The sequence below is a fragment of the Streptomyces sp. NPDC101165 genome, from assembly GCF_044768135.1.
GTDB lineage: Bacteria > Actinomycetota > Actinomycetes > Streptomycetales > Streptomycetaceae > Streptomyces.
The window spans coordinates 201,841-222,676 of the sequence record NZ_JBIWPG010000009.1 but is presented as its reverse complement, the minus strand read 5'-3'; the positions used below and the strand labels follow the sequence as shown (position 1 = coordinate 222,676).

Annotated in this window: 20 protein-coding genes; 9 read left to right on the top strand and 11 right to left on the bottom strand. The window is 70.1% G+C overall.

Annotated elements, in window-relative coordinates; translation table 11 throughout:
- Positions 1-5: 5 nt before the first annotated feature.
- The 6 genes from ACIRVH_RS21040 to ACIRVH_RS21015 are packed head-to-tail and all read right to left on the bottom strand — an operon-like array spanning position 6 to position 5,750.
- The gene (locus ACIRVH_RS21040) at positions 6-1,262 is read right to left on the bottom strand and encodes a cysteine desulfurase (RefSeq protein ID WP_403955407.1); all 1,257 of its coding nucleotides are present in this window, start codon (positions 1,260-1,262) and stop codon (positions 6-8) included.
- Positions 1,259-2,023: a Fe-S cluster assembly ATPase SufC gene (gene sufC, locus ACIRVH_RS21035; RefSeq protein WP_403955405.1), complete on the bottom strand. Its 765-nt coding sequence runs from the start codon at positions 2,021-2,023 to the stop codon at positions 1,259-1,261. The genes ACIRVH_RS21040 and sufC overlap by 4 nt, the downstream gene beginning before the upstream one ends.
- Before the next feature lie 7 nt (positions 2,024-2,030).
- The gene (locus ACIRVH_RS21030; protein ID WP_094214788.1) at positions 2,031-2,348 is read right to left on the bottom strand and encodes a non-heme iron oxygenase ferredoxin subunit; all 318 of its coding nucleotides are present in this window, start codon (positions 2,346-2,348) and stop codon (positions 2,031-2,033) included.
- A complete protein-coding gene (sufD, locus tag ACIRVH_RS21025; protein ID WP_403955403.1) occupies positions 2,345-3,529 on the bottom strand; it encodes a Fe-S cluster assembly protein SufD in 1,185 nt (394 codons plus the stop codon). The genes ACIRVH_RS21030 and sufD overlap by 4 nt, the downstream gene beginning before the upstream one ends.
- A 59-nt stretch (positions 3,530-3,588) precedes the next feature.
- Complete coding sequence (sufB, locus tag ACIRVH_RS21020) at positions 3,589-5,010, bottom strand: Fe-S cluster assembly protein SufB (RefSeq protein WP_235456655.1); 1,422 nt, start codon at positions 5,008-5,010, stop codon at positions 3,589-3,591.
- Entirely contained in the window at positions 5,007-5,750 is a 744-nt protein-coding gene (locus tag ACIRVH_RS21015) for a helix-turn-helix transcriptional regulator (protein WP_403955400.1), read from the bottom strand. The genes sufB and ACIRVH_RS21015 overlap by 4 nt, the downstream gene beginning before the upstream one ends.
- A 206-nt stretch (positions 5,751-5,956) precedes the next feature.
- Between ACIRVH_RS21015 and ACIRVH_RS21010 the strand changes: the two genes are divergently transcribed.
- Genes ACIRVH_RS21010 through ACIRVH_RS20995 form a run of 4 tightly spaced genes read left to right on the top strand, consistent with a single transcriptional unit; the run spans position 5,957 to position 9,618 of the window.
- On the top strand, positions 5,957-6,772 hold the full coding sequence (locus ACIRVH_RS21010) for an aminoglycoside N(3)-acetyltransferase (protein WP_403955398.1): 816 nt from the start codon (positions 5,957-5,959) through the stop codon (positions 6,770-6,772).
- 31 nt (positions 6,773-6,803) lie between these two features.
- On the top strand, positions 6,804-7,781 hold the full coding sequence (locus ACIRVH_RS21005) for an ABC transporter ATP-binding protein (RefSeq protein ID WP_403955396.1): 978 nt from the start codon (positions 6,804-6,806) through the stop codon (positions 7,779-7,781).
- Positions 7,778-8,551, top strand: coding sequence for an ABC transporter permease (locus ACIRVH_RS21000; RefSeq protein ID WP_403955394.1), 774 nt, complete (start codon positions 7,778-7,780; stop codon positions 8,549-8,551). Before ACIRVH_RS21005 ends, ACIRVH_RS21000 begins: the two co-directional genes overlap by 4 nt.
- 47 nt (positions 8,552-8,598) lie before the next feature.
- Positions 8,599-9,618 carry a heme A synthase gene (locus tag ACIRVH_RS20995; RefSeq protein ID WP_403955391.1) on the top strand — a complete coding sequence of 340 codons (1,020 nt, stop codon included), beginning with the start codon at positions 8,599-8,601 and terminating at the stop codon, positions 9,616-9,618.
- Here ACIRVH_RS20995 and ACIRVH_RS20990 read toward each other — a convergent pair.
- From ACIRVH_RS20990 to ACIRVH_RS20975, 4 genes are all read right to left on the bottom strand, one after another.
- Positions 9,573-10,322 carry a nucleotidyltransferase domain-containing protein gene (locus ACIRVH_RS20990; RefSeq protein WP_403955388.1) on the bottom strand — a complete coding sequence of 250 codons (750 nt, stop codon included), beginning with the start codon at positions 10,320-10,322 and terminating at the stop codon, positions 9,573-9,575. The two genes, ACIRVH_RS20995 and ACIRVH_RS20990, sit on opposite strands and share 46 nt — an antisense overlap.
- Positions 10,323-10,340: 18 nt before the next feature.
- Positions 10,341-11,447 carry an amidohydrolase family protein gene (locus ACIRVH_RS20985; RefSeq protein ID WP_403955386.1) on the bottom strand — a complete coding sequence of 369 codons (1,107 nt, stop codon included), beginning with the start codon at positions 11,445-11,447 and terminating at the stop codon, positions 10,341-10,343.
- A 174-nt stretch (positions 11,448-11,621) separates the two neighbouring features.
- Positions 11,622-11,954 (bottom strand): hypothetical protein, encoded by a 333-nt coding sequence (locus ACIRVH_RS20980; protein WP_403955383.1) that lies wholly within the window; start codon positions 11,952-11,954, stop codon positions 11,622-11,624.
- Between the two features lie 73 nt (positions 11,955-12,027).
- The gene (locus ACIRVH_RS20975) at positions 12,028-12,984 is read right to left on the bottom strand and encodes a heme o synthase (RefSeq protein ID WP_403955766.1); all 957 of its coding nucleotides are present in this window, start codon (positions 12,982-12,984) and stop codon (positions 12,028-12,030) included.
- Between the two features lie 377 nt (positions 12,985-13,361).
- Between ACIRVH_RS20975 and tkt the strand changes: the two genes are divergently transcribed.
- From tkt to pgl, 5 genes are read left to right on the top strand one after another with little or no spacing between them, the layout of a single operon-like run.
- A complete protein-coding gene (gene tkt / locus ACIRVH_RS20970; protein WP_403955380.1) occupies positions 13,362-15,449 on the top strand; it encodes a transketolase in 2,088 nt (695 codons plus the stop codon).
- A gap of 33 nt (positions 15,450-15,482) precedes the next feature.
- The gene (gene tal, locus ACIRVH_RS20965) at positions 15,483-16,601 is read left to right on the top strand and encodes a transaldolase (RefSeq protein WP_403955377.1); all 1,119 of its coding nucleotides are present in this window, start codon (positions 15,483-15,485) and stop codon (positions 16,599-16,601) included.
- A 1-nt stretch (position 16,602) separates the two neighbouring features.
- Positions 16,603-18,141: a glucose-6-phosphate dehydrogenase gene (zwf, locus tag ACIRVH_RS20960; protein WP_403955374.1), complete on the top strand. Its 1,539-nt coding sequence runs from the start codon at positions 16,603-16,605 to the stop codon at positions 18,139-18,141.
- Positions 18,138-19,181, top strand: a complete 1,044-nt coding sequence (opcA, locus tag ACIRVH_RS20955) for a glucose-6-phosphate dehydrogenase assembly protein OpcA (RefSeq protein ID WP_403955372.1) — start codon at positions 18,138-18,140, stop codon at positions 19,179-19,181. Before zwf ends, opcA begins: the two co-directional genes overlap by 4 nt.
- Positions 19,178-19,960: a 6-phosphogluconolactonase gene (gene pgl / locus ACIRVH_RS20950; protein WP_403955369.1), complete on the top strand. Its 783-nt coding sequence runs from the start codon at positions 19,178-19,180 to the stop codon at positions 19,958-19,960. Before opcA ends, pgl begins: the two co-directional genes overlap by 4 nt.
- 33 nt (positions 19,961-19,993) lie before the next feature.
- On the opposite strand, the gene ACIRVH_RS20945 is transcribed toward pgl, so the two are convergent.
- A complete protein-coding gene (locus ACIRVH_RS20945) occupies positions 19,994-20,833 on the bottom strand; it encodes a carbohydrate ABC transporter permease (protein ID WP_403955764.1) in 840 nt (279 codons plus the stop codon).
- Positions 20,834-20,836 lie beyond the last annotated feature (3 nt).

The following is a 20,836-nucleotide window of genomic DNA, read 5'->3' as shown; positions in this document are numbered from 1 at the left end:
GCCCTTCAGCCGAAGAAGTTCCGTACGTGCTCCAGGCCGTCGACCAGTGCGTCGATCTCGGCCGGCGTGGAGTACAGATAGAACGACGCTCGCGTGGTCGCAGGAATTCCGTAACGGAGGCAGACGGGCCGCGCGCAGTGGTGACCGACACGGACCGCGATGCCCTGCTCGTCCAGAACCTGACCCACGTCGTGCGGGTGGATGTCGCCCAGCGTGAAGGAGATCGCCGCCCCGCGGTCCTCGGCCGTGGTCGGGCCGATGATCCTCAGGTCCGGGACCTCTGCCAGGCGCTTCACCGCGTACTCGGTGAGCGCGTGCTCGTGGGCGAGGATCTTCTCCATGCCGATCGAGTTCAGGTAGTCGATCGCGGCACCGAGACCGACCGCCTGGGCGATCGGGGGCGTGCCCGCCTCGAACTTGTGCGGGGCCGGGGCGTACGTCGAGGAGTGCATCGACACCGTCTCGATCATCTCGCCACCGCCCAGGAAGGGAGGCAGGTCCTCCAGCAGCTCCTGGCGGCCCCAGAGAACGCCGATGCCGGTCGGGCCGCACATCTTGTGGCCGGTGAAGGCCACGAAGTCGGCCTGCAGGGCCTGCACGTCCAGCGGCATGTGCGGGGCGGCCTGCGAGGCGTCGATGCAGACCAGCGCACCGACCTCCTGCGCACGTCGGACTATCGCGTCGACCGGGTTGACCGTGCCCAGGATGTTCGACACCAGCACGAAGGAGACGATCTTCGTCTTCTCGGTGATGATCTCGTCGATGTTGGACAGGTCCAGCCGGCCGTCGTCGGTGAGGCCGAACCACTTCAGCTTCGCGCCCGTGCGCTGCGCCAGCAGCTGCCACGGCACGATGTTGGAGTGGTGCTCCATCTCCGTGATGACGATCTCGGTCTCGTGGTCCACCCGGTAGGGCTCGTCGGCCCAGCCCAGCATGTTCGCCACGAGGTTCAGCGACTCGGAGGCGTTCTTGGTGAAGATCACCTCGTCGCGGCTCGGCGCGTTGATGAACGTGGCGACCTTGTCGCGCGCGCCCTCGTACAGCGCCGTGGCCTCCTCGGCGAGCACATGCACACCGCGGTGGACGTTGGCGTTGTAGCGCTCGTAGTACTCGCTCAGGGCGTCCAGCACCTGGCGCGGCTTCTGCGAGGTCGCCGCGTTGTCCAGGTACACGAGCTTCTTGCCGTCGTGGATCAGTCGGTCCAGGACGGGGAAGTCCTTGCGGATCGCCTCGGTGTCGAGGAGGCCCGGCAGCTGTGTCACTCGGATGCGCCACCCTTCGTGTAAGCCTCGTAGCCCTCGTCCTCCAGCTTGTCGGCGAGCTCGGCACCGCCGGACTCGACGATCCGGCCCGCGGAGAAGACGTGGACGTAGTCGGGCTTGATGTAGCGCAGGATGCGCGTGTAGTGCGTGATCAGCAGGGTGCCGACCTCGCCGGTCTCACGGACGCGGTTGACGCCCTCGGAGACGATGCGGAGCGCGTCGACGTCCAGGCCGGAGTCGGTCTCGTCGAGGATCGCGACCTTCGGCTTGAGCAGCTCGAGCTGGAGGATCTCGTGGCGCTTCTTCTCACCGCCGGAGAAGCCCTCGTTGACGTTGCGCTCGGCGAAGGACGGGTCCATGTTGAGGCGCTCCATGGCCTCCTTGACCTCCTTCACCCAGGTGCGCAGCTTGGGGGCCTCGCCGCGGACGGCGGTGGCGGAGGTGCGCAGGAAGTTGGAGACCGAGACGCCGGGGACCTCGACCGGGTACTGCATCGCCAGGAACAGGCCCGCGCGGGCGCGCTCGTCGACGGACATCTCCAGGACGTCCTCGCCGTCGAGCAGCACGGTGCCGCTGGTGATCGTGTACTTCGGGTGACCCGCGAGCGAGTAGGCGAGGGTCGACTTGCCGGAGCCGTTGGGGCCCATGATGGCGTGCGTCTCGCCCTGCTTCACGGTGAGGTCGACGCCCTTGAGGATCTCCTTCGTGGCGTTGTCGGCCTCGACGGTGACGTGCAGGTCTCGGATTTCAAGCGTTGCCATGGGTGCCTCAGGACTCCTGGGTGAGGGAGACGAGCACGTCGTCCCCTTCGATCTTTACGGGGTATACGGGGACGGGGCGCGTCGCGGGAAGGCCGGACGGCTTACCGGTGCGGAGGTCGAAGCTGGAGCCGTGCAGCCAGCACTCGATCTGGCAGTCCTCCACCTCGCCCTCGGAGAGCGAGACGTTCGCGTGGGAGCAGATGTCGTGGATCGCGAAGACCTCGCCCTCGGTCTGCACGATGGACACGGGCGTGCCGTCGAGTTCCACCCGCTTCGGGGTGTCCTCCTCCAGCTCGCTCAGCCCACAGGCGCGTACGAAGGTCATGCGACCGCAGCCTCCAGCTCCTCCTCGATCTTCGCGAGCAGGCGCTCCTCGATGTCCGCGACACCGATCTGCTGGACCAGCTCGGCGAAGAAGCCACGGACGACGAGGCGGCGGGCCTCGTGCTCCGGGATGCCGCGGGCCATCAGGTAGAAGAGCTGCTCGTCGTCGAAGCGGCCGGTCGCGGAGGCGTGGCCGGCGCCGACGATCTCGCCGGTCTCGATCTCCAGGTTCGGCACCGAGTCGACCCGCGCACCGTCGGTCAGCACCAGGTTGCGGTTCATCTCGTAGGTGTCGGTGCCCTCGGCCCTGGCCTCGATGAGCACGTCACCGATCCACACCGCGTGCGCGTCGTCGCCCTGGAGCGCGCCCTTGTAGACGACGTTCGACTTGCAGTGCGGGGTGTTGTGGTCGACCAGCAGGCGGTGCTCCTGGTGCTGCCCGGCGTCGGTGAAGTACAGGCCGAGCAGCTCGGCCTCGCCGCCGGTGCCCGCGTAGGTGACGCGCGGGTGCAGGCGGACCACGTCGCCGCCGAAGGTCACGACGACCGACTTGAAGGACGCGTCGCGGCCGATCAGGGCGTTGTGCTGGGCCACGTGCACGGCCTTGTCGTCCCAGTCCTGGACGGAGACGACGGTCAGCTTGGCGCCGTCGCCCAGGAGGTAGTCGACGTTGGCGGCGAGCACCGCGTCACCGGTGTGGTCGATGACGACGACGGCCTCGGCGAAGGCACCCAGTTCGATGACCTGGTGGCCGAAGGCGACCCCGCCCGCACCGTGCACGGCGATGCGGATCGGCTCGGTGAGCACCGTCTCCTTGGGGACGGTGACCACGCCGGCCTGCTCGAACGCCGAGTACGCCTGGGCGGCCACGCGGTCCACCGGGGTGCCCGCCCTGCCGACGCGCGCGTCGTCGCGGCCGACGGTCTCGACGGTGACGCCCTCGGGGGCCTCGACGGTGACCTTCACGCCCTCGCCGTTCACGACGGCGCTGCCGTCGTGCAGCCCGCGCAGGCGCTCCAGCGGGGTGAACCGCCACTCCTCCTCGCGGCCGTGCGGGACCGGGAAGTCCGCGACGTCGAAGGACGGGGGCGCGCTCATGCGCGTGGCGACGGTCGACTCGGCGGCCACCGCGATCTGGCCCGCGGTGGTCGAGCCCACGGGGATGTTCTGAGCCTCAGCCATGGCTGTCGTAATGCTCGCTTTCTTGCGTAAGTGGCTTGACGGGGACTGCGGGCCGGTGACTAACCGACCGCGCCCTCCATCTGCAGCTCGATCAGCCGGTTGAGCTCCAGCGCGTACTCCATCGGCAGTTCCTTGGCGATCGGCTCGACGAAGCCGCGCACGATCATCGCCATCGCCTCGAACTCGGTCAGACCGCGGCTCATCAGGTAGAAGAGCTGGTCCTCGGAGACCTTGGAGACGGTCGCCTCGTGGCCCATGGACACGTCGTCCTCGCGGACGTCCACGTAGGGGTACGTGTCGGAGCGGGAGATCGTGTCGACCAGCAGCGCGTCGCAGAGCACGTTCGACTTGGAGCCGGCGGCGCCCTCGCCGATCTCGACCAGGCCGCGGTACGAGGTACGACCGCCACCGCGCGCCACCGACTTGGAGACGATGTTGGACGAGGTGTTCGGCGCCATGTGGACCATCTTGGAACCGGCGTCCTGGTGCTGGCCCTCGCCCGCGAAGGCGATGGAGAGGGTCTCGCCCTTGGCGTGCTCGCCCATCAGGTAGACGGCCGGGTACTTCATCGTCACCTTGGAGCCGATGTTGCCGTCGATCCACTCCATGGTCGCGCCCTCGTACGCCACGGCGCGCTTGGTGACCAGGTTGTAGACGTTGTTCGACCAGTTCTGGATGGTCGTGTAGCGGCAGCGGGCGTTCTTCTTGACGATGATCTCGACGACCGCGGAGTGCAGCGAGTCCGACTTGTAGATCGGGGCGGTGCAGCCCTCGACGTAGTGCACGTAGGCACCCTCGTCGACGATGATCAGGGTCCGCTCGAACTGGCCCATGTTCTCCGTGTTGATACGGAAGTAGGCCTGGAGCGGGATCTCCACGTGGACGCCCGGCGGGACGTAGATGAAGGAGCCGCCCGACCACACGGCGGTGTTCAGCGAGGCGAACTTGTTGTCACCGACCGGGATGACCGTGCCGAAGTACTCCTTGAAGAGCTCCGGGTGCTCCTTCAGCGCGGTGTCGGTGTCGAGGAAGATGACGCCCTGCTCCTCCAGGTCCTCGCGGATCTGGTGGTAGACGACCTCCGACTCGTACTGGGCGGCGACACCGGCGACGAGGCGCTGCTTCTCGGCCTCCGGGATGCCCAGCTTGTCGTAGGTGTTCTTGATGTCCTCGGGCAGGTCCTCCCAGGACTCCGCCTGCTTCTCCGTGGAGCGCACGAAGTACTTGATGTTGTCGAAGTCGATGCCCGAGAGGTCCGAGCCCCAGTTCGGCATGGGCTTCTTCTCGAAGAGGCGCAGGCCCTTGAGACGGAGCTTGGTCATCCACTCCGGCTCGGACTTCTTCGCCGAGATGTCCCGGACCACGTCCTCGTTCAGACCACGCTTCGCAGAGGCGCCGGCCTCGTCGGAGTCGGCCCAACCGTATTCGTACGTGCCCAGACCCTCGAGTTCGGGGTGGGCAGTCTCCGTGGGGAGAGTCATGCGGGGTTCCTCCCGGCCGTGCTTGCAGATGCGTTGTCGCTGGTCTTGGAAATCTTGGGGATGAACGTCGTGCAGACGCCGTCGCCGTGCGCGATCGTCGCCAGTCGCTGGACGTGGGTCCCGAGCAGCTCGGCGAAGATCTCCGTCTCCGCCTCGCACAGCTGCGGGAACTGTTCCGCCACGTGGGCGACCGGGCAGTGGTGCTGGCACAGCTGCTCGCCGACCGGTGCGCTGCGCGCCGTAGCAGCGTACCCGTCCACGCTCAGGGCCTTGGCCAGCGCTTCGGTGCGCTCGTCGGGGCTGACGCTCTCGATCGCCTTGCGGTACGCGCCCGCCTGGGCGGCGATCCGGGCGCGGGCGAAGGCGGCCACCGCCTCGGCGCCACCCTCCCGCTCGGCGATCCAGCGCAGGGCGTCGGCGGCGAGCTTGTCGTACGACTGGTCGAAGGCGTCCCGGCCGCAGTCCGTGAGCGCGAAGACCTTGGCGGGACGGCCACGCGTGCGCGTGCCGTACACCCGCTGCTCGCGCGCCTCGACGACGTCGTCCGCGACCAGCGCGTCCAGGTGCCGTCGTACGGCCGCCGGGGTCAGGCCCAGACGTCCGGCGAGTTCGGTGACGGTCGACGGGCCGTGGTCCAGGATGGACCGCGCGACCCGGTTGCGCGTCGAGCGCTCTCCGGTCGCGAGCTCCTCCTGCGGGGTACCCATCGGGGTCTCCCGAGCCTCGCCGACGTTTTTCACAACGCCATTGTTGCGTAATTCTTCGGAGCCTGACAAGCGCGGTCCGGATCATCAGGCGGTGCCCTGCGTCACTTAGGCATACCTAATCTGACCTGCGGAAATGATCTTCTGATCGATCATTCGCCGGTCCTCCGGTGATCGTCCGAGCAGGGCCGGGACAGCAAAGAGGTGGCGTCCCGCACGCCCGTCGGGAAGACTCCCGAACCATGTCCACACCCCCTCCGACCGGCCCACTTGTCACTCGCGACACGGTTTCCACGCAGCTGCGTCTGCTGGGTGTGGAGACCGGCGAGATCCTCCTCGTGCATTCCTCGCTGAGTTCCCTCGGCTGGGTCAACGGAGGCGCCGTCGCGGTCGTCCAGGGACTCCTCGACGCGCTCGGCCCCGTCGGCACGCTCGTCGTGCCCACCCAGTCCGGCGACGTGTCCGACCCGGCCGTGTGGGGCAACCCTCCGGTGCCCGGGGAATGGTGGGACAGGGTCCGGGCCACGATGCCCGCCTACGACCCGCTGATCACCCCGTCGCGCGGGGTCGGGGTGATCCCGGAGACCGTCCGCACCTGGCCGGGGGCGCTGCGCAGCGCCCACCCGCAGACCTCCTTCGCCGCGCTGGGGCCCCGCGCCGCGGAGATCGTCGACGGTCACGCCCCCGACTGCCGGCTGGGCGAGTACAGCCCGCTGGCCCGGCTGGAGCGGCTGGGCGCCCGGGTCCTGCTGCTCGGCGCGGGCTACGGCGCCTGCACCAGCTTCCACCTGGCCGAGTACCGCATACCGTCCCCGCTGGTGCCGGTCGGCCGGCCGGCACCGGGCGGCGGCTGGGAGACGGTGACCGAGGTGTCGATCACCTCGGACCGCTTCGACGAGCTGGGCCACGACTACGAACGGGACCGTCCCGTCGTACGCGGCCAGGTCGGCGCGGCCGGTGCCCGGCTGTTCCCGGTGGCGGACGCCGTGGCCTACGCCGAGCGGTGGCTGGCCCTTCACCGCCCCCGTGAGGAGGAGTTCCCGCACCCCCACACCTGAGCGGCGCGGCGCCTCCCTAGACTCTGGACCCATGCGAAGTGAGCCCGCCCGCCCGTCTCCCGACCACCGTCCCTCGACGAGACGCTTCGCGCCGCACCCGCTCATCGAGGTCCAGGCCCTGGTGAAGCGGTACGGCACGAAGACCGCGGTGGACGGCCTCGACCTGGTGGCCCAGGCGGGAGTGACCGCCGTACTCGGCCCCAACGGGGCGGGGAAGACGACCACGGTCGAGACCTGCGAGGGGTACCGGAAGCCGGATTCCGGCACGGTACGCGTGCTGGGCCTCGACCCGGTGCGGCAGGCCACCGAGCTGCGTCCGCGCATCGGCGTGATGCTCCAGTCCGGGGGCGTGTACCCCGGCGCCAGAGCGGACGAGATGCTGCGCCACGTGGCCAAGCTGCACGCGCAGCCGCTGGACGTGGACGCGCTGATGGAACGCCTCGGGCTCGGCTCCTGCGGCCGCACGAGCTACCGCCGGCTGTCCGGCGGCCAGCAGCAGCGGCTGGCGCTCGCCATGGCCGTCGTCGGGCGCCCGGAGCTGGTCTTCCTGGACGAGCCGACCGCCGGCCTCGACCCGCAGGCCCGCCACGCCACCTGGGACCTGGTCAAGGACCTGCGCGCCGACGGCGTCTCGGTGATCCTCACCACGCACCACATGGACGAGGCCGAGCAGCTCGCCGACGACGTCGCGATCATCGACGGCGGCCGGGTCATCGCCCAGGGCTCCCCGGAGGAGCTGTGCAAGGGCGGCGCCGAGAACACCCTGCGCTTCACCGGCCGTCCCGGCCTCGACGTGGCCTCCCTGCTCAAGGCACTCCCGGCCGACTGCACGGCCGCCGAGCTGACCCCGGGCAGCTACCGGGTCGTCGGCAAGGTCGACCCGCAGCTGCTGGCCACGGTGACCTCGTGGTGCGCCCAGCACGGGGTGATGCCGGACCGGATCTCGGTCGAACGGCACACCCTGGAAGACGTCTTTCTGGAGCTCACAGGCAAGGAGCTGCGCTCATGACGACCGCGACCGGTACGTACGCCCCGAAGCCGGGTGCGGCGCCCCTCCCCCGCATGATCGCGGCCCAGGCGGCGCTGGAGACGAAGATGCTGCTGCGCAACGGCGAGCAGCTGCTGCTGACGGTCGTGATCCCGACCCTGCTGCTGGCGCTCTTCAGCTCCGTGGACATCGTCGACACCGGCAAGGGCAAGGCGGTGGACTTCCTCGCCCCGGGCATCCTGGCCCTCGCCGTGATGTCCACGGCGTTCACCGGGCAGGCCATCGCGACCGGCTTCGAGCGCCGCTACGGGGTGCTGAAGCGGCTCGCCTCCTCCCCGCTGCCGCGCTGGGGCCTGATGACCGCGAAGACGGCGTCCGTCCTGGTCACCGAGGTCCTCCAGGTGATCCTGCTGACGGTGATCGCCTTCGCGCTGGGCTGGTCCCCGCACGGCAACCCGCTCGCCGTCCTGCTCCTGCTGATCCTCGGCACGGCCGCCTTCTCGGGGCTCGGCCTGCTGATGGCGGGCACCCTGAAGGCGGAGGCGACGCTGGCCGCCGCCAACCTGGTCTTCCTGCTGCTGCTCGTGGGCGGCGGTGTGATCGTGCCGCTGGACAAGTTCGGCTCGGCCGGTCAGCACATCCTCGGTCTGCTGCCCATCTCGGCCCTCTCGGACGGCCTGCGGGACGTGCTCCAGCACGGCGCCGGGATGCCGTGGGGCGACCTGGGCATCCTCGCCGTGTGGGCGGTCGTGGGGCTCGCGGCGGCCGGGCGGTTCTTCCGCTGGGAGTAGTCCCGGGGCGGGACCCTCGTGAAAGCATGCACAAGCGGCGGCCTACGATGGTGCACGTGCCAAAGCTGACCCGCGCCGACGCCGTAGCGGCCCTGCGCAACCCGCTCGCCTTCATCGCCGCACGCTGGACCCCGGATCCCCGGACGGTCCGGCGGGCGGCGCTCGCCGCGCTCGTGATGTCGGTCGTCATCGTCGTCACCGGCGGTGCCGTACGCCTGACCGGCTCGGGGCTGGGCTGCCCGACCTGGCCCACGTGCACCGAGGACTCGCTGACCACCACCAGCGCGATGGGCTTCCACGGTGCCATCGAGTTCGGCAACCGCATGCTGACGTACGTGCTGTGCGCCGCCATCGGCTGGGCGATCATCGCGGCACGCTCGGAGAAGCCGTACCGGCGCAGCCTCACCCGGCTCGGCTGGACACAGTTCTGGGTGGTCATGGGCAACGCGGTGCTCGGCGGCATCGTGGTCCTGGTGGGCCTGAACCCGTACACGGTCGCCGCGCACTTCCTGCTCTCGACGGGCCTGATCACCGTCGCCACGGTGATGTGGCAGCGCACCCGCGAGGGCGACGGGGCGCCGCGGCCGCTGGTCGGCAAGGCCGTGCAGCAGCTGGTCTGGTTCCTGGTGGTCGCGTCCGTGCTGCTCATCGCGGTCGGCACGGTGGTGACCGGCGCCGGGCCGCACGCGGGCGACTCCAACGAGATCAACCGGATCCCGATCGACTGGGAGACGGTCAGCAAGCTGCACGCCGTGCTCGCCTGGATCGTGGTGACCCTCACCTTCGCCCTGTGGTTCGTGCTCAAGGCCGTCGACGCCCCCAAGGGCCCCCTCGACCGCACTCGCGAGCTGTTCCTGATCCTGCTCTCGCAGGGTGTGATCGGCTACGTCCAGTACTTCACGCACCTGCCCGAGCTGCTCGTCGGTCTCCACATGTTCGGCTCGTGCCTGGTGTGGATCGGTGTCCTGCGCGTCCTGCTGGCGCTGCGGGAACGCCCCGATGCGACGGCCGGTTTCCCCGCTCAGTCGTACGACTCCGTGAACGCCTCGATCGCCGGACCCAGGTAGTCCCGGGTCAGCCGGGCCCGACGAGCCGTCCACTCCTCGGTGGGCGGCGCCCAGTCACCGTAGCGGCGTCGGCGGATGTCCTCGACGACCTCGACGGGTGCACCCAGGCCGGGCAGCATGTCGAGGGCCTCGCGCTTGGAGATCAGCCGGCCCTCGCGCGCGGTGACGGTGGCCCGGGCGAAGGTGATCATCCCCAGGTCGACCCACACGTCCCGCGTCCACAGCGGGACGTTGTCGACGGCGGGCCGCCAGAAGTCCCGCTGGTCCCGTACGACGAAGTCGCCGAGCTCCCGGTCCGGCACCGGCGGCAGCAGCCCGGCGGGCACGCGCCCGTGCAGCACCCGCCCGAAGGTGTGCAGCTCCCGCCGGGTCACCGGAGTGACCGGCCGCTTGAACAGCTGCTCGTGCGCCCACGTCAGATGGCGGCGGGCGGCGTCGTCCGCGGTGTCCGGGGTCAGATAGGTGCAGTGCAACGTGGCGGCGAGGGGCTGGGCACGCATGCGGGCATGCACCACCGCGACCTTCCATACGACGCGCGGGGTCACAAAGTGAGGCAGCACCGCGATCAGATCAAGGTCGCTGCGACCCTCCTGGTAGTCGCCCGCGGCGAGCGAACCGTGCGCCCAGACGGCGACGGGCCTCAGTGCCGTCAGTTCACGGAGGAAGCGGGCCAGTAACGTCTCGGTGTCGGGCTCGGTGTCCATCCCGTCAGTCTGTACAGCTCACCCCAGCCCGTACACCCGCCGCGCGTTGTCCGCCGCGACCATCCGGGCCACCCGCTGCGCGTCCTCCAGGGACCACGCGCCCTCGGCCACCCAGCCGCCCAGCACCCGGCCCAGCGCCTCGCGGAACAGCCGCGCCCCGACGACGTGCAGTTCGGGCAGGCCGTGGGCGCCGCTGGAGAACAGGATCTTGCCGAACGGGGCCAGCTCCAGGATCTCGGCGAGGACCGTGGCCGCACGGGCACCGGTGCGGACCAGGGCCGCGCCCGAGTCGGCGTACACGTGCGGGAAGACGCCGGCCAGGTGGGCGGTGTGACGGTGGTACGGGTAGCTGTGCAGCAGGATCAGATCCGTGCCGAGCCCGGCCGTGGCCCGGACGAAGTCGGTGAGCAGGACCGGGTCCGTACGGTCGATGCGCGAACCCGGCTCGCCGAGCCCGGAGTGCAGTTGCAGGGGCCGTCCCGAGGCGACCGCGATCCACAGCAGGTGCCGTAGCAGCACCGGGTCGGTCAGCTCGCCGCCGACCCGTCGCCCGGCCAGCCAGCGGCCCGCCGCGCCGCGCACCTCGCCCGGTCCGGGCGGCTCCGGCGCGAGCGCGAGGCCGTGCCGTACGCCCGCGACGGAGGTGAAGGCGACGGCGTTCGCGGCGGCTCCGTGCACCGACTCGGCGAGGTTGGCGAGAAAGGACTCGACCGTGCCGGAGGTGTCGGCGACCTGCTCCGCGAGCAGCTCAAGCCGGATGATCTCGCGGGCCTCGGCGTCGCCCGTGGAGGCCATCTCGGCGGGGCCGGTGAGGTCGCCGGGCAGGCCCGTGTCGACGAGGTAGGTGGTGATGCCGCTGCCCCGAAGCAGCCTGCGGCCGGCCTCCAGCATGCCGAGCTCGCGGCGCTGGGCGAGATAGTGGGCGGGCGAGCAGTGGGGTTCCAGGCCGAGCAGGGGCGGGCACCAGCGCCGCACGGCGAAACCGGTCTGGGTGTCGAAGAGGGTGGTGCCCGGGGCGGGCGGGCCCTCGGTGCGTGCGAGCTGGGCCTCGAAGGTGCCGAGGCCCAGTTCCGTTCTCAGTACGCCGTGGCAGTACTGGTCCACGAGGGACGGCGTTTCGATCATCCGGGCTCCCCGTGGGACGTGGTCTTACACGTCCTAACGGGTGAACGGGGTTCGAGGTCGCGGTTCAGCTCGGGCGTCAGCGTTGCCGGGCGGCTGCGAGTTGTCCGTGGCCGCTCGCGCCCAGGCGGCGGAGCCGCGCGTCGATACAGCCCCGCGCCCCTTCTGACCGGCTGCTCAGCTGTTGGCCGAGCCGCCGACCTGGATGCCCGCCATGCGCTTCCACTCGTACGGACCGGTCTTCACCTTCGCCGCGAACTCGCCGTCGAAGGACTCGTGGACCGTGATGCCCGCCTGCTGCACCGCCTGCTCGGCGATCTCGGTGCTGGGGGCCACCAGGTCGCCCCAGCCGCCGTCCTCGCCGACGAGGACGATCCGGGCGCCGCGCTCGCCGATGTGGGCCACCTGGCCCTCGGCGCCGCCGTGGGCCTTGGAGAAGGCGCTGATCTGCTTCGCGAGCCGGGCCGCGGTGCGCTCGGCCTTCGGGTCAACCTGCTGCGTGTCTGCCATGGCCAGGATGCTACTCACGGGTAGATCGGCTGGCGAGGGCAGGGCCCTGTGACCTGTGACGTACGGCGGTCCGTCAGCGCAGGAAGGGGTCCACCGCGACCGCGACGAAGAGGATCGACACGTAGGTGATGGACCAGTGGAAGAGGCGCATCTCCTTGAGCTTGGCGCCGGTCACCTCGGCCTTCGCCCGGTTCTGCAGCCCGTGCGCCTCCCACAGCCAGAAGCCGCCGGCCGCGAGGGCGACCAGGGTGTAGAACCAGCCGGTGTAGCCGAGCGGGGTCAGCAGCAGGGAGACGGCGACCATCACCCAGCTGTAGATGACGATCTGCCGGGCGACCACCTTGTTGGAGGCGACGACCGGGAGCATCGGCACGCCCACGCGCGCGTAGTCGTCCTTGACCTTCATGGACAGCGGCCAGTAGTGCGGCGGCGTCCAGAAGAACATGACGAGGAAGAGGATGATCGGCGCCCAGGACATCGAATCGGTGACCGAGGACCAGCCGATCAGCACCGGCAGGCAGCCGGCGATGCCGCCCCACACGATGTTCTGCGACGTACGCCGCTTGAGGATCATCGTGTAGACGACGACGTAGAAAAGGAGCGCTCCGAGTGACAGCCAGGCGCTCAGCCAGTTGACGGTCAGCCCGAACAGCAGCGTCGAGACGACCGCGAGGGCGATGCCGAAGACCAGGCACTCGAGCGGGCTGACCATGCCGGTCACCAGCGGGCGCTGCGAGGTGCGGTCCATCAGGGCGTCGATGTCCCGGTCGATGTACATGTTCAGCGCGTTGGCGCCGCCGGCCGAGAGGTAGCCGCCGACGCAGGTGAGCAGGACCAGCTTCAGGTCGGGCACACCCTGCTGCGCCAGGAACATCACCGGAACGGTGGTGATGAGCAGCAGCTCGATGATCCGCGGCTTGGTCAGCGCCACGAACGCCTTGACACGGGCCCCGAACGGCCGGTGAACCGGGCGCTGGTTCGCACCACGAACCACACCCGCTGGACGGGATTCGACGGCCGTCACGCACACCCCTGACAGAGACATCCCAGCAAGCCTCCCCGTGTGAAGTCCCGGTAAAGGCTCGCGCGTACCACGCCACTTTAGACGTTGCCCATACCTCGGCCTTCGCGGGGGTGGGGTCGTGTTGGCGGGCGGCCCATCAGAGGGGTCGTGGGGCTCGATTGAGCAGTCAGATGAGCGGCTCCGTATTCATGTGCCGAATGCGTCCTCGGCCAGTCGGGAGGCGGATCTCCGATAGTCCCGGCAGTCTGGAATCACTCGAAAAAATGCACGTCCTTACGGGGGTAGGCTCAACAACGGCCGGTGGGCAGAAGTGCACCGGCGGCCGGGTGGGCGCATGCCCCGAAGTCCGGCGACCGACATGTGGAGAGGAGCCCTGACCCAGGGTGAGCACCAAGCCGACCACCACAGACCTTGAGTGGACCGAGCTGGACCAGCGGGCCGTGGACACCGCTCGCGTCCTGGCCGCCGACGCCGTACAGAAGGTCGGCAACGGCCATCCCGGTACGGCGATGAGCCTGGCTCCGGCCGCGTACACCCTCTTCCAGAAGGTGATGCGGCACGACCCGGCCGACCCGGAGTGGGTCGCCCGCGACCGCTTCGTGCTGTCCGCCGGCCACTCGTCCCTGACCCTCTACACGCAGCTCTACCTGGCCGGCTTCGGCCTGGAGCTGGACGACCTGAAGGCCTTCCGCACCTGGGGCTCGAAGACCCCGGGTCACCCGGAGTACGGGCACACCAAGGGCGTCGAGACCACCACGGGCCCGCTGGGCCAGGGTGTCGCCAACGCGGTGGGCATGGCGATGGCCGCCCGCTACGAGCGCGGTCTGTTCGACCCGGACGCCCCGCAGGGCGAGTCCCCGTTCGACCACTTCGTCTACTGCATCGCCGGTGACGGCTGCCTGCAGGAGGGCATCTCCGCCGAGGCGTCCTCGCTCGCCGGCCACCAGCAGCTCGGCAACCTGATCCTGCTGTGGGACGACAACCACATCTCGATCGAGGGCGACACCGAGACGGCCGTCTCCGAGGACACGGTCAAGCGGTACGAGGCCTACGGCTGGCACGTGCAGCGGATCGCCCCGAAGCCGGACGGCGACCTCGACCCGCACGCCATCTACAACGCGATCGAGGCCGCGAAGAAGGTCACGGACAGGCCGTCCTTCATCGCGATGCGCTCGATCATCGCCTGGCCCGCCCCGAACGCGCAGAACACCGAGGCCGCGCACGGCTCGGCGCTCGGCGACGACGAGGTCGCGGCCACCAAGCGCGTCCTCGGCTTCGACCCGGAGCAGTCCTTCGAGGTCGCCGACGAGGTACTGGGCCACACCCGCCGGGCCGTCGAGTGCGGCCGCGACGCCAAGGCCGAGTGGGAGAAGTCCTTCCAGCTCTGGCGCGACAACAACGCCGAGCGCGCGGCCGAGTTCGACCGGATCAGCGCGGGCGAGCTGCCCACCGGCTGGGAGGAGAAGCTCCCGGTCTTCGAGCCGGGCAAGGGCGTCGCGACGCGTGCCGCCTCCGGCAAGGTGCTGCAGGCCCTGGGCGCGGTCGTCCCCGAGCTGTGGGGCGGCTCCGCCGACCTCGCCGGGTCGAACAACACGACCATCGACAAGGACAGCTCGTTCCTGCCGGCGGACAACCCGCTGCCGGAGGCGGACCCGTACGGCCGCACCATCCACTTCGGTATCCGCGAGCACTCCATGGCCGCGGAGATGAACGGCATCACCCTGCACGGAAACACCCGTGTCTACGGCGGTACGTTCCTCGTCTTCTCCGACTACATGCGCAACGCGGTGCGCCTGTCGGCCCTGATGCACCTGCCGGTGACGTACGTGTGGACGCACGACTCCATCGGTCTGGGCGAGGACGGCCCGACGCACCAGCCCATCGAGCACCTGGCCTCGCTGCGCGCGATCCCCGGTCTGAACGTCGTCCGCCCGGCGGACGCCAACGAGACCGCGATCGCCTGGCGCGAGATCCTCAAGCGCTACACCAAGGAGTTCGGCAAGGGCGCCCCGCACGGCCTCGCGCTGACCCGTCAGGGTGTGCCGGTGTACGAGCCCAACGACGAGGCCGCGCGCGGCGGTTACGTGCTGTTCGAGGCGGACGGCGGCGACGCGCAGGTGATCCTGATCGCCACCGGTTCCGAGGTGCACGTGGCCGTCGAGGCGCGCGAGCAGCTGCAGGCCGACGGGGTGCCGACGCGGGTCGTGTCGATGCCGTCGGTGGAGTGGTTCGAGGAGCAGGACCAGGGGTACCGGGACTCCGTGCTGCCGCCGTCCGTGAAGGCCCGTGTCGCCGTCGAGGCGGGCATCGGCCTCACCTGGCACAAGTACGTCGGGGACGCCGGCCGCATCGTTTCCCTGGAGCACTTCGGTGCGTCCGCGGACGGCAAGGTCCTCTTCCGCGAGTTCGGCTTCACTGCCGAGAACGTGGCCGCGAAGGCCCGGGAATCCCTCGCCGACGCCCAGCGCTGACGCTCATATACGACACGTAGGAGATGTAATTCCATGACAGACGCACTCAAGCGCCTCTCCGAGGAGGGCGTCGCGATCTGGCTGGACGACCTGTCGCGCAAGCGGATCACGTCCGGCAACCTCGCCGAACTGATCGACCAGCAGCACGTCGTGGGCGTCACCACCAACCCGACGATCTTCCAGAAGGCGATCAGCGGCGGCGACGGCTACGAGCAGCAGCTGTCGGACCTCGCCGCCCGCAAGGTCACCGTCGACGAGGCCATCCGCATGATCACCACGGCGGACGTCCGGGACGCCGCCGACATCCTGCGCCCGGTCTACGACGCCACCGACGGCCAGGACGGCCGGGTCTCCATCGAGGTCGACCCGCGCCTGGCCCACAACACCCGGGCGACCGTCGCCGAGGCCAAGCAGCTGGCCTGGCTGGTCGACCGCCCGAACACCCTGATCAAGATCCCGGCCACCAGGGCGGGTCTGCCGGCGATCGCGGAGACGATCGGCAACGGGATCAGCGTCAACGTCACGCTGATCTTCTCCCTGGAGCGCTACCGCGCGGTCATGGACGCCTTCGTCACGGGCCTGGAGAAGGCGCGCCAGAAGGGTCTGGACCTCTCCCTGATCCACTCCGTGGCGTCCTTCTTCGTGTCCCGCGTGGACACCGAGATCGACAAGCGCCTGGACGGGCTCGGCACCGACGAGGCCAAGGCGCTGCGCGGCAAGGCCGCCGTCGCCAACGCCCGTCTCGCCTACCAGGCGTACGAGGAGGTCTTCTCCTCCGACCGCTGGCAGGCGCTGGAGAACGCGGGGGCCAACAAGCAGCGTCCGCTGTGGGCGTCGACCGGCGTGAAGGACCCGGCGTACCAGGACACCATGTACGTCACGGACCTGGTCGCGCCGAACACGGTCAACACCATGCCGGAGGCCACCCTGGAGGCCACCGAGGACCACGGCGAGATCACCGGCAACACCGTCGCCGGCACCTACGAGCAGGCTCGCGCCGACCTCGACGCGCTCGAGAAGCTCGGGATCTCGTACGACGACGTGGTCCAGGTCCTGGAGGACGAGGGCGTCGAGAAGTTCGAGGCGTCCTGGAACGACCTGCTGAAGTCGACCGAGGCGGAGCTGAAGCGCCTCGCCCCCTCGGAGGGCTGAGTTGTCACCCCTTGCTGGTTCCGGAGCCAACCCGCTTCGTGACCCCGCCGACCGACGGCTCCCGCGTATCGCGGGGCCGTCGGGCCTGGTGATCTTCGGCGTCACGGGCGACCTGTCGCGCAAGAAGCTGATGCCCGCGGTGTACGACCTCGCGAACCGGGGTCTGCTTCCGCCGGGCTTCTCCCTGGTGGGCTTCGCCCGCCGCGAGTGGGAGAACGAGGACTTCGCGTCCGAGGTCCACGACGCCGTCAAGGCGCACGCGCGTACGCCGTTCCGTGAGGAGGTCTGGCAGCAGCTCATCCAGGGGATGCGCTTCGTCCAGGGCACCTTCGACGACGACGACGCGTTCGAGCGGCTGCGCGCCACCATCGAGGAGCTGGACAAGGCACAGGGCACGGGCGGCAACTTCGCCTTCTACCTGTCGGTGCCGCCGCGCTCCTTCCCCGTGGTCATCCAGCAGCTGAAGAAGCACGGCCTGACCGACCAGACCGGGGGTTCCTGGCGCCGCGCGGTCATCGAGAAGCCGTTCGGCCACGACCTGGAGTCGGCCGAGGAGCTGAACAAGGTCGTGCACGAGGTGTTCGAGCCGGACCAGGTGTTCCGGATCGACCACTACCTCGGCAAGGAGACCGTCCAGAACATCCTGGCGCTGCGCTTCGCCAACACGATGTTCGAGCCGATCTGGAACCGGTCCTTCGTGGACCATGTGCAGATCACCATGGCCGAGGACATCGGCGTCGGCGGCCGTGCCGGCTACTACGACGGCATCGGCGCCGCCCGTGACGTCATCCAGAACCACCTGCTCCAGTTGCTCGCGCTGACCGCGATGGAGGAGCCCGCCTCCTTCGGCGCGGACGCGCTGGCCGCCGAGAAGACCAAGGTGCTCGGCGCCGTCCGGCTGCCGAAGGACCTCGGCCGCTCCACCGTCCGCGGGCAGTACGCCGCGGGCTGGCAGGGCGGCGAGAAGGTCATCGGCTACCTCGAAGAGGACGGCATCGACCCGAAGTCGAAGACGGACACCTACGCGGCCGTGAAGCTGGCGATCGACAACCGCCGCTGGGCGGGTGTCCCCTTCTATCTGCGCACCGGCAAGCGTCTCGGCCGCCGCGTCACCGAGATCGCCGTCGTCTTCCAGCGGGCCCCGCACTCCCCCTTCGACCACACGGCGACGGAGGAACTGGGCTCGAACGCGGTCGTCATCCGCGTCCAGCCGGACGAGGGCATCACGGTCCGCTTCGGCTCCAAGGTGCCGGGCACCTCGATGGAGATCCGGGACGTGTCCATGGACTTCGCCTACGGCGAGTCCTTCACGGAGTCCAGCCCGGAGGCCTACGAGCGGCTGATCCTGGACGTGCTGCTGGGCGACGCCAACCTCTTCCCGCGCACGGAGGAGGTCGAGCTGTCCTGGAAGATCCTCGACCCGATCGAGCAGTACTGGGACAAGCACGGCAGGCCCGCGCAGTACCCGTCGGGCACCTGGGGCCCCGCCGAGGCGGACGAGATGCTCGCACGAGACGGACGGAGCTGGCGCCGGCCATGAAGATAGACCTGACCGGCACCACCGCCGGCGAGATCAACAAGGCGCTCGTGCAGGGCCGCCGGGCCATCGGCACCCCGGCCGTCGGCATGGTCCTCACCCTCGTCATCGTCACCGACGAGGAGAACGCCTACGACGCCCTGAAGGCCGCCAACGACGCCTCGCGCGAGCACCCCTCGCGCACGCTGGTGGTCATCAAGCGCGTCTCCCGCACCCCGCGCGACCGTACGTCGTCCCGGCTGGACGCCGAGGTGCGGGTGGGTGCGGATGCGGGCACCGGCGAGACGGTGGTGCTGCGGCTGTACGGCGAGGTGTCCGACCACGCCGACTCGGTCGTCCTGCCGCTGCTGCTGCCGGACGCCCCGGTCGTCGTCTGGTGGCCGGTGAACGCCCCGCTGGACCCGGCCAAGGACCCGCTGGGCGCGCTGGCCCAGCGCCGGGTCACCGACACCTACGCCGCCGAGCAGCCGGTACGGGAGCTGTCCGCCCGTGCCGAGGCCTACACGCCCGGCGACACGGACCTGTCCTGGACCCGGATCACGCCGTGGCGCTCGATGCTGGCGGCGGCTCTGGACCAGGTGGTCTGCGAGGTCAAGGCCGTCGAGGTGGAGGGCGAGGAGTTCAACCCGAGCTGTGAGCTGCTGGCGATGTGGCTCGCGGACCGGCTGGACGTCCCCGTCAGGCGCTCGCTGTCCGCGGGCCCGGGTCTGACCGCCGTCCGCATCGACACCAGCTGCGGTCCGATCGTCCTGGACCGGGCCGACGGCTCGCTGGCCACCCTGGCCATCGACGGCCAGCCGGCCCGCGCGGTGGCGCTCAAGCGGCGGGACACCGCCGAGCTGATCGCGGAGGAGCTGCGCCGGCTGGACCCGGACGACACCTACGCGTCGGCGCTGCGCTACGGCGTGGAGCGGCTGAACTCGGGCACCGAGCCCGCTGCGGCGGCGCCGGTGGCGGAGGCCGAGGCGGAGGAGGTCGCCGCGGCACCCGCGAAGAAGGCGGCCGCCAAGAAGGCCCCGGCGAAGAAGGCGGCGGCGAAGTGAGCACTCCGCAGCTGGTCGTGCACCGCGACAAGGACCTGATGGCGCAGGCGGCCGCGGCCCGTCTGATCACGAAGGTCGTGGACGCGCAGGCCTCCCGGGGCCACGCGTCCGTGGTCCTCACCGGTGGCCGCAACGGCAACGGCCTGCTGGCCGCGCTGGCGGCGGCCCCCGCCCGGGACGCCGTCGACTGGAGCCGGCTCGACCTCTGGTGGGGCGACGAGCGCTACCTCCCCGAGGGCGACCCGGAGCGCAATGTCACGCAGGCCCGCGAGGCCCTGCTGGACGCCGTGCCGGTGGACCCGGAGCGCGTGCACGCCATGCCCGCGTCCGACGGGCCGTACGGTGCGGACGTGGAGGCGGCCGCGGAGGCCTACGCGGTGGAACTGGCGAAGGCGGCCGGCCCGGAGAACCACGGGGCCGTTCCCTCCTTCGACGTGCTGATGCTGGGCGTCGGTCCGGACACCCACGTGGCCTCGCTCTTCCCGGAGCTGCCCGCGGTGCGCGAGACGGAGCGGACGGTGGTCGGCGTCCACGGCGCCCCCAAGCCGCCGCCGACCCGCATCTCGCTGACCCTTCCGGCGATCCGCTCGGCCCGTGAGGTCTGGCTGCTCGCGGCCGGCGAGGACAAGGCCCAGGCCGTGGCCATCGCCCTGTCGGGCGCGGGTGAGGTCCAGGCACCGGCGGCGGGCGCGTACGGCAGGCAACGCACCCTGTGGCTGCTGGACTCGGCTGCGGCTTCGCAGCTGCCCCGGTCGCTGTACCCGCCGGCTTCGCCGTGAACCGGGGGGTGGCGGCGCCCGGCGCCGCCACCCCTACTTCACCGACCCCGCCATCACCCCCTGCACGAAGTGCCGCTGGAAGGCGAAGAACACCACCACCGGCACGATCAGGGACAGGAACGCGCCCGGGGCCAGGACGTCGATGTTGCTGCCGAACTGGCGGATCTGGGACTGGAGTTCAACCGTCAGCGGCTGGGACGAGCTGTCGGCGAAGAGCAGGGCGACCAGCATGTCGTTCCAGACCCACAGGAACTGGAAGATGGCGAGGCTGGCGATGGCCGGGCGGCCCACCGGCAGGACAAGACGGGTGAAGATGCGCCACTCGCTGCCGCCGTCCATGCGCGCAGCCTCCAGCATCTCCTTCGGCATCTCCGCGAAGTAGTTCCGCAGCAGGAACACCGCGAAGGGCAGACCGTAGGCGACGTGGAAGAGGACCACACCGGGGATCGTGCCGAACAGGCCCAGCTGGCCGAAGAGTTTGGCCACCGGCAGCAGGCCGATCTGCACCGGCACCACCAACAGGGCCACCACCAGCAGGAACAGCGGCTCGCGGCCGGGGAAGTCCAGCCAGGCGAAGGCGTATCCGGCGAGCGCCGCGATGACGACGACCAGGGTGGTCGCCGGCACCGAGATCAGCACGGTGTTCCAGAACGCCTGGGTCATCCCGGAGTTCTTCAGCAGCGCCGAGTAGTTGTCGAAGGACAGCTGGCCGGGGCTGGTCAGGGCGGTCCACCAGCCGCCCTTCGCCGTGTCCTGGGCCGACCGGAGGGACGACACGAACAGTCCCGCCAGCGGAGTCAGCCAGACCAGGCCGATCACCACGAGGAACGCCTGGACCAGACTGTTGCCCAGGCCACGCCTGACCGTGTTCATGGC

Excerpts from the sequence above, each read along its gene's own strand:
- ACIRVH_RS20980 (WP_403955383.1), bottom strand. The coding sequence starts at position 11,954 with ATGGCAGACACGCAGCAGGTTGACCCGAAGGCCGAGCGCACCGCGGCC.
- ACIRVH_RS21000 (WP_403955394.1), top strand. The coding sequence starts at position 7,778 with ATGACGACCGCGACCGGTACGTACGCCCCGAAGCCGGGTGCGGCGCCC.
- sufB (WP_235456655.1), bottom strand. The coding sequence starts at position 5,010 with ATGACTCTCCCCACGGAGACTGCCCACCCCGAACTCGAGGGTCTGGGC.
- sufD (WP_403955403.1), bottom strand. The coding sequence starts at position 3,529 with ATGGCTGAGGCTCAGAACATCCCCGTGGGCTCGACCACCGCGGGCCAG.
- ACIRVH_RS21030 (WP_094214788.1), bottom strand. The coding sequence starts at position 2,348 with ATGACCTTCGTACGCGCCTGTGGGCTGAGCGAGCTGGAGGAGGACACC.
- ACIRVH_RS20945 (WP_403955764.1), bottom strand. The coding sequence starts at position 20,833 with ATGAACACGGTCAGGCGTGGCCTGGGCAACAGTCTGGTCCAGGCGTTC.
- sufC (WP_403955405.1), bottom strand. The coding sequence starts at position 2,023 with ATGGCAACGCTTGAAATCCGAGACCTGCACGTCACCGTCGAGGCCGAC.
- tal (WP_403955377.1), top strand. The coding sequence starts at position 15,483 with ATGACAGACGCACTCAAGCGCCTCTCCGAGGAGGGCGTCGCGATCTGG.
- ACIRVH_RS20995 (WP_403955391.1), top strand. The coding sequence starts at position 8,599 with ATGGTGCACGTGCCAAAGCTGACCCGCGCCGACGCCGTAGCGGCCCTG.
- ACIRVH_RS21005 (WP_403955396.1), top strand. The coding sequence starts at position 6,804 with ATGCGAAGTGAGCCCGCCCGCCCGTCTCCCGACCACCGTCCCTCGACG.
- opcA (WP_403955372.1), top strand. The coding sequence starts at position 18,138 with ATGAAGATAGACCTGACCGGCACCACCGCCGGCGAGATCAACAAGGCG.
- ACIRVH_RS20990 (WP_403955388.1), bottom strand. The coding sequence starts at position 10,322 with ATGGACACCGAGCCCGACACCGAGACGTTACTGGCCCGCTTCCTCCGT.
- ACIRVH_RS21010 (WP_403955398.1), top strand. The coding sequence starts at position 5,957 with ATGTCCACACCCCCTCCGACCGGCCCACTTGTCACTCGCGACACGGTT.
- ACIRVH_RS20985 (WP_403955386.1), bottom strand. The coding sequence starts at position 11,447 with ATGATCGAAACGCCGTCCCTCGTGGACCAGTACTGCCACGGCGTACTG.